Annotated in this window: 10 protein-coding genes; 3 read left to right on the top strand and 7 right to left on the bottom strand. The window is 63.8% G+C overall.

Annotated elements, in window-relative coordinates; all coding sequences use genetic code 11:
• Positions 1-4: 4 nt before the first annotated feature.
• The 7 genes from IAE36_RS14095 to IAE36_RS14065 form a co-directional block, all read right to left on the bottom strand.
• Positions 5-1,015, bottom strand: a complete 1,011-nt coding sequence (locus IAE36_RS14095; RefSeq protein WP_201213006.1) for a DUF535 family protein — start codon at positions 1,013-1,015, stop codon at positions 5-7.
• 10 nt (positions 1,016-1,025) lie between these two features.
• Positions 1,026-2,009, bottom strand: a complete 984-nt coding sequence (locus tag IAE36_RS14090; RefSeq protein ID WP_328822866.1) for a glycosyltransferase family 2 protein — start codon at positions 2,007-2,009, stop codon at positions 1,026-1,028.
• Entirely contained in the window at positions 2,006-2,530 is a 525-nt protein-coding gene (locus IAE36_RS14085) for a serine O-acetyltransferase (protein WP_201213005.1), read from the bottom strand. Before IAE36_RS14085 ends, IAE36_RS14090 begins: the two co-directional genes overlap by 4 nt.
• A gap of 8 nt (positions 2,531-2,538) precedes the next feature.
• Positions 2,539-3,492, bottom strand: coding sequence for a glycosyltransferase family 2 protein (locus IAE36_RS14080; RefSeq protein ID WP_201213004.1), 954 nt, complete (start codon positions 3,490-3,492; stop codon positions 2,539-2,541).
• Positions 3,485-4,102 carry an acyltransferase gene (locus IAE36_RS14075; protein WP_201213002.1) on the bottom strand — a complete coding sequence of 206 codons (618 nt, stop codon included), beginning with the start codon at positions 4,100-4,102 and terminating at the stop codon, positions 3,485-3,487. Before IAE36_RS14075 ends, IAE36_RS14080 begins: the two co-directional genes overlap by 8 nt.
• Positions 4,103-4,204: 102 nt before the next feature.
• Entirely contained in the window at positions 4,205-5,671 is a 1,467-nt protein-coding gene (locus tag IAE36_RS14070) for an FAD-dependent oxidoreductase (protein ID WP_201213000.1), read from the bottom strand.
• A gap of 235 nt (positions 5,672-5,906) precedes the next feature.
• Positions 5,907-7,283 (bottom strand): oligosaccharide flippase family protein, encoded by a 1,377-nt coding sequence (locus IAE36_RS14065; RefSeq protein ID WP_201212998.1) that lies wholly within the window; start codon positions 7,281-7,283, stop codon positions 5,907-5,909.
• A gap of 95 nt (positions 7,284-7,378) precedes the next feature.
• Between IAE36_RS14065 and IAE36_RS14060 the strand changes: the two genes are divergently transcribed.
• The 3 genes from IAE36_RS14060 (at position 7,379) to galE (ending at position 12,619) form a co-directional block, all read left to right on the top strand.
• Positions 7,379-8,929, top strand: a complete 1,551-nt coding sequence (locus tag IAE36_RS14060) for an O-antigen ligase family protein (RefSeq protein WP_201212997.1) — start codon at positions 7,379-7,381, stop codon at positions 8,927-8,929.
• A complete protein-coding gene (locus IAE36_RS14055) occupies positions 8,926-11,526 on the top strand; it encodes a cellulase family glycosylhydrolase (RefSeq protein WP_201212996.1) in 2,601 nt (866 codons plus the stop codon). The genes IAE36_RS14060 and IAE36_RS14055 overlap by 4 nt, the downstream gene beginning before the upstream one ends.
• Positions 11,527-11,623: 97 nt before the next feature.
• Complete coding sequence (galE, locus tag IAE36_RS14050; RefSeq protein ID WP_201212995.1) at positions 11,624-12,619, top strand: UDP-glucose 4-epimerase GalE; 996 nt, start codon at positions 11,624-11,626, stop codon at positions 12,617-12,619.
• Positions 12,620-12,710 lie beyond the last annotated feature (91 nt).

Genomic DNA, 12,710 nt, shown 5'->3' with positions numbered 1-12,710 from the left:
TGTGTCAGCCCTGTTCCTGGCTGTCGATCACCGGCGGTCTGCCCACTGCCGATACACGCTCAACGCATGCATCCCCCTGTTTACCTTGTAGTTCATGGTTGCCACCCGCGCCCGCCAATGCCCCCTGCAAACCTGCGAAAACCTCCAGCAACAGCGCATGCCGGCGCCGGTACATAGCACGCTTTTTGGCCGGGATGTCCGCCTCGGCGCGCTGTGCGGCCACCAAGGGTATGGCGAAGAAGCCTTCACGGTGCGACGCCATGCCGCCGCTCTCCTGCCAGATAACGTCATAGTCCGCTGCCAGGGGCTTGCCCTCGTCATGGCCGAAATAGGCGTGCCGATGGTGGCGGTAGGCGTCGCTCACGGCGTTGATTTCCGCCACGCCCAGGCACCGGGCCAGGCATTTGAGCGCCTCCAGCAGCAGGCTGCGGGGGCGCAGGCCTTCGAAATCCTTGGTCAGGTCGCGGTAGATGGCCAGCGAGGTGTCGCTGTCGATACCCCTGTGGATGCCCTGCACGGCACCGACGAACATCACCAGCGGCCCTTCGCTGCGGCTAAGAGTGAACGCCAGCGAAGCGACCCGCAGGTCACCTTGGAACAGGTTCAGCACCAGCTCGCCCTCGCGCTTGAACCAGACTGGGCGGTCCAGTACCAGGCTGCAACCCGCAGCGTGGGCAGAAAGGTCATACAGCACAATGGACTGATCCCGGCCCTCCACAAGCAGGTACGGAAATTGGCCAGCCACCACTTCAAAATGCGCAGCCACCGCCTCCAGCCGGCGCGGCGCCGCCCAGCCCCGGCTGATGTACGGCCATTGCACGACGCCTATGCCGTCCATGCCCAACCGCTGCCAGCAATCAGGCCCCAACGCCGCCTGCATGCGTTGCATGAACCGGCCCAGGTCGTGGCGGTGGATGAGCATCTGCTGCACCAGCCGGCGCTTGCTGTTCAATGCCCGCAACGAGTAACCCGGTTGCAGGCTGGATACGCTTCTGACGAGGGTGCCGAGCATCATGGGTGGGCTCTCACTTGTACTCGATCAACGTCGATTTGCCGGCCAGCAGGCGCTGGCGCCAAAATTTCAGCTGCCCCAGCATTTCCGGAAACTTGCCAATGACCAGAAACACCGCCTGCAGCCAGTTTTCCTTGGGGGTGCGCTGACCACGACGGGCCAGGCGCACGACCTGCAGCGGGTACACAGCCAGCAGCAGCAACCCCCAGGCGCCCAGCGCCAGGCAGGCCAGCACCACCACCAAGGGTACGCCCAGGCCCCACAGCCATGCCCGGCGTGACTCCTGCACCCAATGCCGCTCAGGGGGCGCACCGTGCAGTTGCGCGCCTTCGGCATAGGCAAAGCCGGCCCGCTGGGAGCGCCGCCACCACTGGCTGAAACGGGTCATGGCCGCGTCGTGCAGGGTCATCTCGGCGTCCAGGCGCCAGACCTTCCAGCCTGCGGCCCGCAGGCGTACGCACAACTCAGGCTCCTCGCCCGCAATCAGGCCTGGGCGAAAGCCACCGACGGCGTCAAAGGCCTGTACCCGCATCAATGCATCGCCACCGCAGGCCCTCGCCTCGCCCACCGGGGTGTCCCACTCCATGTCGCAAAGCAGGTTGTAAGGCGTTTGCCGGGCAAAGCGCTCGCGGCGGCGCCCGCACACCACGGCTACATCGGCGTGCTGCTGCAAATAGGCCTGGGCGGTAGCCAGCCAGCGCGGGGCCACCTCGCAATCGCCGTCAACGAATTGCACCCAGTGCAAGCCCGGCACTGACCGCAGCAGGGCTGCAAAGCCTTCATTGCGGGCGCGGGCAGCGGTAAAGGGGATGCGCAGGTCCAGCGCGAGCACCTGAACACCCAGGCTTTGCGCCAGTGCCACGGAGCCATCCGTGGAGCCGGAGTCCACGTACACCACGCTGTCGGTGCGCTCAGCCAGGGACTGAAGGCAGCGCGCCAGTCGCTGGCCTTCGTTGCGGCCAATCACCACCACGCCAAGCTCGGGCGTAACGCTCACTCGACAGCCTCCGCACCGGCTGTGCGCCTGGCCTTGACCGTGGCAGGTACCCCCACCGCAATGCAGTCGTCCGGCACATCCACCAGCACCACGGCATTGGCCCCAATCACCACGTTGTTACCGATACGGATATCCCCCAGCACCTTGGCCCCGGTGCCGATATCCACGTTGTCGCCGAATACCGGCGCCACCGGCCTGTCCACCCGTTTCAGCCCCACGACCACGCCATTGCGGATACGGCAATTGTCACCGAAGCGCGCATAGCCACTGACGACGATGCCGCCAAAGTGGTCGATGACGAAATTGCGGCCGATCACCGCTTCGCAGGGCAACTCGACGCCGGTGATGATCTGCACGAACTTGAACAGCACTTTGTAGATGAACGAAAACAGCTTGCGCAACAAGGCCGGGCGCACCCCGTAGCGCCAGCGCCCGAAGCGGTACACCAGCAGCACCCAGAACCCCTGGGCGCCCCAATCGCCCCCATGGGCCCGCAGGTCGGCACGAATATTCTCGAACATGGCGCGTACTACCTCGTGGGTTGGGTGGCGCAGCGGGTTTTGAGCAGCAATGACCACGTCGCCTTGCTGTGTTGCCAGCAGGCCAGCACTGCAGCCCGCCCCCGGCGCTTGAGCAAGGCCTTGAGCGCCAGCACCAGGTCGCCCAGGCTGACCAGCAGCATGTGCAAGGCCAGGCCGGCAATGCCGTGGTGTTTGCGAAAGTACAGCAGCTCGCTTTCGATCTGGTAAGCAGAGATCTGCCGGCTGGCCGCCTCCAGTTCAGCTACCGACTTGGAGCTTTCGCCACCGATGTGCACCACCGTGGTGTCGGGGTAGAACACCACCTTCCACCCCGCCGCCTTGACCCGCTTGCAGTGGTCCACCTCTTCGTAATAGAGGAAGAACCTTGGGTCGAACAGGCCCACCTGGTCCAGCACTTCACGGCGTACCAGGTAGAAGCAGCCTGGCAGCCAGTCGCATTCGCGTACCGAGGCATGGTCCCAGCCCATCTCGTCGACCATTTTCAGCCCAGGGAAAAACCGCCCCAACCCTGTGCGCCCTGCAAACACATTCAACGGGGTGGGAAAGTACCGGCAGCTTGGCTGCAAGTCGCCATCACGCCCTTCCAGCCTGACGCCGAGCACCCCACATTGGGGGTCGCTTTCCATGTACGCCAAGGTTTTGCGCAGGGTGTCGGCGGCCACGAACGCATCGGTATTGAGCAGCAACGCATAGCGGCCCTGCAGATGCGCCAACAGCTGATTGTTGGCGCGGCCGAACCCTACGTTCTGTTGGTTGGCCAGCACTACAGCGCCGGGGCAGACTTCGGCCAGGCGTCGTACGGAGTCGTCGGCCGACGCATTGTCGACCACCAGGTAACGGGCCAGGTCATCACTGCCGGCCTGCCGCAAAGCGTCGAACATGGGCTGCAGCAAAGCGCCAGTGTTGAAATTGACCACCAGCACATCCACGGGCTTAGCCATTGTCGCTGTCCCCGAAGAAGTACTGGCGCCGCTGCGCCATCAGCAGTGGCTCGACCTCTGGGTCGTAGGCGCCGTTGCGCTGCTTGACGATGTCGATCCAGGGGTAGGCCTCACAGCGGGCTTCCACCCGTTTGATGAGCGCGTCGGTGGTGCAGATAAAAGTGGCCGGGTTACCGCCATACACCGTGCCGGGCGGCACGTCCTTGGTCACGACGGCACCTGCGGCCACGATCGATTCCGGGCCGATGGTCACCCTGGGCATAACGATGGCGCCGTGGCCGACGAAGCAGTTGTCCTTGATGTCGATGAAACCGACCGAATCCAGGTGCTTGCCGTAGCGGTGCTCGATCAGCAGCACCACCCCGTCGTGCCCGATCAGGGTGCAGTCGGACAACCCCACACTGTTGCCGATGCGCACCAACGAGGGGTCGGTGATGTTGCAGCCCTGGTTGACATAGAAGTTACTGCCCACCGAATGAAAGCCACCCCAGCGGGCCAGGTAAGCCCCCCACTCCAACCCGGACGGGTTGCAGAATTTCTTGTAGAACGCGCGTCCTCGCCCTGTGGAGTGCGCATAGTGCGTCACGGCTCTGCGTATCCATCCGATCATGCTGCCTGGCCTCGCGATCAATGCAATCCAAATAGTCCCTGAAGCGCCACGGTCTCGTTCTTGTGGTTGCTGACCGGTGCGCGCTCATGCCCTGTCGCTTTTTTACGCCGCTGCGCTGCGGTCTGCGCTGATCCTCCCGTCAAGGTGCTCGGCCAGGCGTACGGCAAATTGCAGCAGCGGCATGGTCGGGTTGGAAGCACCGCCGGTGGCAAAAATGCTGCTACCTGCCGCATAGAGGTTGTCGGTGCCGAATACCTTGCAATCGGTGTCCACCACCCCATGCTGGGGTGAAGCGGCCATGCGGGTGGTGCCCATGTGGTGGGCGTGGGGCGAGAGTTTCAGCGGTATTGACGTGTCGTAGACGTAGTCGTTGAGTTTGACAAAGCCCAGTTCCATGTCGGCCCACTGGGTGGCCAGCGTGGTACCGATGCACTTGATGGTGTTGCGGTCCTCCGCGGTGAGCACCCAGTTGACGTTGACCTTGGCCACGCCCAGGGCGTCCTTCTGCTCCAGCAACGAGATACGGCTTTGCAGGCTCGGGAACTGCTCGATCATGGTGCTGATCACCCCATCACCCGGGCAGCTGAAGCGGGCCACGAACTCCACCTTGCCGGCCACGCCCATGTCACAGGCCAGGTTTTCCAGAAAATGCTTCACCTCGGCCGTGCGGCCGTAGGTTTGCACCTCAGCCAGCAGCGCGGCTCTTACGTTGCCCTTGCCGATCTTGTACTGCTCGACGAAGGTGTCGGTGGTGTAGTACTCGCGGGCTTCCTGGTCCAGCCCGGGCTTGAGGATGAAGGTACCCATGTCGACGTTCAGGTGCTCCATGAAGCACCCGCCTACCAGCCCGCCCTGGCTGATCACACCGGCATCTGCCAGCGACTGGCTGTTGAGCAACTGCCGGGCATTTTCAATGGCGCCCGCGGCCAGGATGAAATAGCGCGCCACCTGGCGCTGGCGGTTGCCCTCGTAATCAGACAGCACTACTGCCGCCAGGCGGCCAGCGGCACTGTCGAATTCCAGGTCGACGCAATTGCAGTTGAGGAACACGTCCAGGCCCTCGGTCTGCTCCAGGGCCGTGGCGTACTTTTGCGCAAACCGGGTGGGTGGGCTGAGCAGAAAGCGGTCCGGGTCGAATTCACCGCCATCCAGGCCGGTATTGATGGCCTTGAACGGCGCGCCGGCAGGCAGGTCGACAATGTCCATCGCCGCCGGCAAATAACGCTCGATTTCCCCATAGGGGATGGGCCAGCCCGGCAGGTCGCCCGGGGGCGCGATCGTGAAATCCGAGGGGCTGAACGGTCGGCAGCGGCCTGCCCAATGGTTGGACGTACCGCCCAGGTAACGCAGCCGGGCTTCCTCGGCATACAGTTGCAGGCCGCTGGATGAGCAGGCGTACAGCCCTTGGGAGCGGGGCGAATATTCCTGCCCGCCGCCCTCGGCCAGCAATACGCTGTGCCCGGCAGTTGCCAGGCGCAGCGCCAAGGTGATGCCCGCAGGGCCTGCGCCGATGATGCACACGTCATAGCTGCCCCGCAGCGTTTTCTGCTGCTGATAATCGGCAATCATGCCGGCTGGTCCCGAAAATACCGGGCGGGCAACACCCAGCCGTTGATCACCACGAAGCCCGCCTGCCCGGCAGGCCTGGCCGCCAGCACCGCCCGGGGGCCAAGCACTGCGCCCCCCACGCCCAACAGTACGCAACTCTGCAGAAAGCCCCTACGACCCACTTGCGACGCACACACTGTCAGCTTCCCCATGATCACCCGACCCGTCCCCAAGAAAGTTACACTTGCCTGCCCCACTACAGCCGCTCGGATAACGCCGTGAGCAATGCCCCGCACAGGGCGCCGACCAGCAGCATCGGCAACACCACCAGTTCACGTTTCAGGCTGAATATCCCCAGCTTGCAATTCACGTACACGATCAACACCAGCGTGGGGGCGGTATGCAGGGCGACGCCCCAGATCGCCCAGTCCACCCCGCCCAGGGCCAGCAGCAGCGGCAGCAGCCCCCACAGCGATACCAGGCGGATGATGTTGTCCATGGCCTGGTACTTGGTCAGCCCCAGGGCAATCCATACCTGATGCGCCAATGTATAGCGCAATGTAAGGAAAGAGAGTGAAAGAATCGCGAGCATCGGCCCAGCCTCGCTGTAACGCTCGTCGTACATCCAGCCGATCAGCAGTGGGCTGGCGGTCAGGAAGCCACCGCAGACAAACAGCACCAGCAGGTCTACCAACAGGCGGAAGCGCTGGTACAGGGCGTTCAGGCGCGGCCGGTCATCGGCACGCGCCGCTTCACTGAATGCGGGTAGGGCCACGGCCCCCACCACCTTCATGATTGCCATCTGCACGGCACCGAGGATCAGTACCGCGATGGAGTACACGCCCAGTTGCGCAGCCGTCATGCTGGCACCGAACCAGATGCGGTCGCCGTACATGGCCAGCACCCCTACCATTGATGACAACAGGATCCAGCGGCCAAACACAATCAGCTCGGTCAGCGCACTGCGGTCCCACTGCAGCCGGTTGCCGTGGCCTTCCAGCGCGGTATGCCCCAGCACCGTCCACACCAGCGCCGACACCAGCCCGGCGATCACCAGCGCCCAGATCGAGTGGGTGAGGTAGCCCAGCACCAGCATCACCAGCAAGCCGACCAGTTGCGAAGCCAGGTCTACCAGCACCACGCGCTTTTGCTGGAAGGTGCGCACCGCCACATCCAGCTTGGTCGACTGAAAACCCCAAATGACCGCAGACAGGCCGGTGGCTGCCAGTACCCAGGGCAGTACCGGTGCCGCATAGGTGGAATCGGCAGGCCACACGTTCTCCACCTGGGCCAGCCAGGCCAGCAGCGACAGCAGCAAGGTCAGGGCGAACAAGGTGAAGCCGCGAATGATCTGCACGGTCCAGGCGGTATTGAGAAACGCAGGGTCATCGCCCCGGTGGCTCTGGATGATGTTCTGCCGAAGGCCCACGTCTGACAGCAAATGCAGCAGCACGGATACCGTGGTGGCGATGACCATCACGCCGAACATTTCCGGGAGCAGAAGGCGCGCCATGATCAGGTTGCCACCCAGGCGCATGAGCTGCGATGCCACCTGCGACACCAGGTTCCACGACCCGGCATGCAGGGCCCGCGAGCGCAGGCTGGCGGCGGCTGGCACATCAATCGACGGCATGCGTTCAATCTCTGACTGAATGGCTAAAAGTCACTATAGTTTCATTTAGCCACGTTGCTAGCCGTTGCCCACCAAGGGAAAGGTGTACATAGCCGATGCCTGAACATTTACGCGCGCTGATCGTCATCCTGTTTCTGGCAACCGTGGTTTTCGTGCTGGCTCGCCGGCCAGCCACCGACCTGATTCCACCCGCCGACTTCAAGCGCCGGCGCAACCTGTGGTTCGTGTTGACGGTACTGGCGTTCGTGTCCCAGAGCTTCTGGCTGTACGTCATTGCGGCGGGCGTCATCCTGTACCTGGCCGGGCGCCGGGAGCACAACCCAACGGCGCTGTTCTACATGCTGCTGTTCCTGATCCCCCCTGCGGCGGTACAGGTGCCAGGGTTTGGCGTGGTCAACTACCTGGTCGATCTCAACCACATTAGGCTATTGACCCTGTGCGTGCTGTTGCCGGCGGCCCTGGCACTGCGCCGTCAACCCGATGGGCTGCGCTTTGGCCGCACCTGGGCCGACCGGCTGCTGGCAGCCGGCCTGCTGCTGATGGGCGGGCTGTACCTGCGCGAAACCACGCTCACCGACACCCTGCGCCAGGCCCTGTACCTGTACATCGATGTGTTCCTGCCTTACTACGTTGCCAGCCGTGGGCTGCGCCAGCTCAGTGAGTTCAAGGACGCGATGCTGGCCTTCGTGCTGGTGTCATTTGTGCTGGCGATCATTGCGGTGGCCGAATACGTGCGGCACTGGCTGCTCTACAGCGCGCTGATCGACGCCATGGGCGTGCCCTGGACCCTGTCCGGTTACCTCAGCCGAGGCGGGGCATTGCGTGCCAGCGTCACTACCGGGCAGGCCATCGTGCTGGGTTACGTGATGAGCGTAGCCATTGGCTTGTTCCTGTTTGTGCAGGGGTACGTACGCCGCCCGCTTCACCGGCTGATGGGCGCACTGTTGCTGGCTGCCGGGCTGTTTGCGCCGTTGTCCCGGGGGCCGTGGATTGGCGCGGTGGTTATCGTGGCGGTGTTCATTGCCTTGGGCAGGGGGGCGGTAAAGCGCCTGACGCTGCTGGCAGCGGCCGGCATGCTCACCCTGCCCTTGCTCAGCGTGGTACCGGGTGGTGACAAGGTGCTGGACCTGCTGCCATTCATTGGCAACCTGGAAAAAGAAAACATCACCTATCGCGAACGGCTGATGGACAACGCCTGGATCGTCATCCAGCGTAACCCGCTGTTCGGCTCGTTCGATTTCCGCAACACGCCCGAAATGCAGTCGATGATCCAGGGCGAAGGCATCATTGATATCGTCAATACCTACATCAACCTGGCGCTGCGGGTCGGGCTGGTGGGCCTGGGCCTGTTCGTGGCGTTCTTCGCGGTGGTGCTGCATGGCATCTACAAGGCCATGCGCAGTTTCGAAGACAAGGACGACGAGCGAAGGCAGCTGGGCCGGGTGCTGCTGGCCACGCTGGTCGGCATTCTGGTCATCATCTTCACCGTCAGCAGCATTACCTTCATCCCCATCGTCTACTGGTCAATCGCGGGCATTGGTGTGGCCTATGTGCACATGGTGCGCAGGCTTCACCAGCGCCAGGCGTTGCCGCTGGCAGACCCCGCCACCGGCCCCAGGCCCTCCCTTCCCAGGAACTTGCCATGACCCCGCACCGGCTGCGATCCCTGCTGCGCCTTTCTACCCTGGCCGCACTGGCCGTGCTGCCACTGGCCGGGTGGGCGACGGCCTGGCAAGTGAGTGTCGATGAAAGCAATGGCTTGCCCACCGTGACCCGGGGCGGCGGGCCCGTGATGACGGCCAAGTTCGACTTCTGGGCAGGGAACTGGAGCTGGACGGCCTTCCAGACCGGGTTCAAGGTAGACGGCCCCTACCAGTACAGCCTGCAAGGGCAGAACAAGGCACTGGACTTCGACCTGCAGGCCAGCATCGGTAGAGAACAGCCACAAACCCTCGGCTGGGCCTTCGACCTCACCGCCCACAGCCGCCAGGCCGGGGTAATGGGGGGCGGCATCATGTTCCAGTTCGACCCCGCCCAAATCAGTGGCGAAATGGGCCCGCCACAACTGTTGCCCGGCAACAGCGGCTGGTCGTGGGGCAATGCAGACAAGGGGCGGCGCGTGGAAATGCGCTTCGACCCGCCACTGGCCAAAATCTACTTCGAGCGGGGCAACCCGGCCGAGCTCCGCGCTTTTCTGTACAAAGACCCGATCGCCCCGGGCAAGCAGCAGATAAAAGCCGTGCTCAACGTGACCGGCGACATCGCCCTGGCGCCCACGGCCACTGAACGCTTTGGCCTGGTAGACCCGGCCAGCTGGCCAGACGACCAGTTGGACTGGCGCACCTCCCCGGTGGACCTGTCGTTTCTCAACGCCCAGGAAAAGCCTGCCGGCAAGCACGGCTTCCTGAAGGCCGAGGGCGAGCGGTTGGTGTTCGAGGACAACACCCCGGTGCGCTTCTGGGGCACCAACCTGTCGGCCTACTCACTGTTCAAGAGCCCTGACGAAGAGATTCGCCAGCAAGCCAAGCGGCTGTCGGCGCTGGGGTTCAACCTGGTACGCCTGCACCACCACGACTCGCCCTGGGTGAGCCCCAACGTGTTCGGCGATGGCACACGTGTGCGTGATACCCGCCAGCTGGACGCCGAAGCCCTGCGCAAGCTCGACCTGTGGATCAAGGCGTTGAAGGACGAAGGCATTTACATCTGGCTGGACATGCATGTGCAAAGGGCGCTTACCGCAGCCGACGGCATTGATGATTTCGCTGAGCTGGCCAAGGGCGGCGACCGGGTTGACCTCAAGGGCTACGCCTACGTCAACGCCAGCATCCAGCAGGCGATGAAGCGCTTTGCCGAGCAATACCTGACCCACGTGAATGCCTACACGGGGCTTGCCTACAAGGATGACCCGGCCATCGCCGCCGTGCTCATCACCAACGAAAACGACATTATCCAGCATTACGGCAACGCGCTGTTGCCCGACAAAGGCGTACCGCAGCACAGTGAGCGTTACATGGCTGCCGCCAAGGCATTTGCCAGGCAGCACGACCTGCCAGCGGACCAGACCTGGCGCGCCTGGGAGCACGGCCCGTCAAAGCTGTTTCTCAATGACCTGGAACAGCGCTTCAACGCCGACATGATCGCGCACCTGCGGGGCCTGGGGGTGCGGGTGCCGATTGCCACCACCAGCACCTGGGGTGGCAATGGGCTGAGTGCCCTGCCCGCGTTGAGCGTGGGTGATGTGATCGATGCCCACAGCTATGGTGCCGGCGGCCAGCTGGAGAAGAACCCCCTCACCAGCGATGGCATGATCGACTGGCTGGCGGCTGCCCAGGTGGTCGGCAAGCCGCTGACCGTCACCGAGTGGAATGCCGAGCCATTCCCCCTGCCCGACCGCCATTCAATGCCGCTGTACGTGGCCGGTACCGCCAGCTACCAGGGCTGGGACGCCATGCTGCAATACGCCTACAGCCAGCAGGCATTCAACCCCGGGTGGCGCACCGCGGACAACTGGCATGCCTACAACGACCCGGCCATGCTCGCCACCCTGCCCGCAGCCGCCCTGTTGTACCGTCGCGGCGATGTGCAACTGGCCAAGACCCACTACGTGTTCGCCCCGCCACCTGCCACCTTGTACCACCAGGAAATCACCCCACGCACCTCGGCATTGCTGCGCACGGCAGTGGGCCTGGGCCAGTTGCAGATCGCGCTGCCGGTGACGCCAGAACTGCCATGGCTGAAACCTGCCGCCGTGCCCGCTGATGCGCAGGTGCTGGTCGACCCTGGGCACGCGTTGCTGCCAGCCGATGCCAGCCACGTGGTCAGTGATACGGGGGAGCTGTCGCGCAACTGGCAACAGGGCATCTACACCATCGATACGCCACTGACCCAGGCGGCTACCGGTTGGCTGGGCGAGCGCACCGTCACCTTGGGTGCCATCGAGATCAAGGCCCATACGCCTTATGCCAGCGTGGCAGTGCAGAGCCTGGACGGCGCGCCTCTGGGCCAATCCCGCAGTCTGCTGCTGTCGCTGGGCACCCGCGCTGTACCCAAGGCCGATGACAAGACGCCCTTCTACGTCGAACCGCTCAAAGCCGACCTGAGTATCAAGGCGCCAGCCGGCCTGAAACTGTTCGCCCGGGATGCCCAGGCCCAGCTCAAGCCGCTGCCGGCCAGCTACAAGGATGGGCGTTACCGCATCACGCTGGATGGCAGCTACATGTCCAATTGGCTGTTCTTGAAATAGGGCATATGGCCATCTACGCTCAGGTCACCTGTGACCCACCTGCACGTTCCTGGGGCAGTTCACTGCATGCGTCAATGGCAGCTTCGCGGAGGTGGGCATGAGGTATCTGGTGGTCGGGGGTTCGGGCTATATCGGCTCGCACATGGTCAGCCACCTGTTGGAGGCGGGCCATGAGGTGGTGGTCGCCGACCTGGTATCACCCGGCCCGGGTATCTGCTGGGCCAGGCTGGACATTGCCGACGAGGCGGCGCTGGACCTGCTGTTCGGCATGTACCGGTTTGATGCAGTGTTTCACTTTGCTTCGTTCATTCAAGTGGGCGAGTCAGTGAGTGCACCCGGCAAGTACTACCAGAACAACGTGGCCGCAACACTGGCCCTGCTGCAGGCGATGGTGAATGCCGGCGTCAGGCACCTGGTGTTTTCGTCAAGCGCTGCCGTGTATGGCAACCCGCAGGCGGTGCCAATCAATGAAGCGCACCCCAAGGCGCCGATCAACCCGTATGGGCTGAGCAAGTGGATGGTGGAGCAAATACTGGAAGATTTCGACCGGGCATACGGTTTGAAGTCTGTGTGCTTGCGCTATTTCAACGCGGCGGGCGCAGACCCGCGAGGCCTGCTCGGCGAGCGGCACGAGCCGGAGACGCACCTGATTCCGCTGATTCTGCAGGCAGCGTCGGGTCGGCGTGAAGCCGTGACGGTGTTTGGCCGGGACTACGACACCCCCGACGGCACCTGCATCCGTGACTACGTGCACGTGAACGACCTGGCAGCGGCCCATGCACTGGCCGTCGATTACCTGATGGCGGGCGGTGAGCGGGCTGCATTCAACCTGGGCAATGGCCTGGGGTTCTCCGTGCAACAGGTAATCGACACGGCGCGCACGGTCACCGGCCGGCCCATCGCCACCTTGGACGCCCCCCGCCGCCCCGGCGACCCACCCAGCCTGGTGGCCGATGCCACCCAGGCCATGCAGGTGCTGGGGTGGCAGCCGGCCTATGCGGCGCTGGAGCAGATCGTGCTGCATGCGTGGCAGTGGGAGTTGCAATACCCGTGGCCGGTACATGGGGCCATTCGCGGGTTGGGTTGTACGTAGAGGGGCTGCAACGCAGCTCCAGCGATATCAGCGTTGGGTTACAGGTTGCAGGGGGCGCTGGGCGCCCCATCGCGAGCTGCGCTCGCTCCTA

It is taken from the genome of Pseudomonas sp. S36 (assembly GCF_016647875.1).
In the GTDB taxonomy this organism is placed as follows: Bacteria; Pseudomonadota; Gammaproteobacteria; order Pseudomonadales; family Pseudomonadaceae; genus Aquipseudomonas; species Aquipseudomonas parafulva.
The sequence above is the reverse complement of the archived record's forward strand: the minus strand, read 5'-3'. Positions and strand labels throughout refer to the sequence as shown.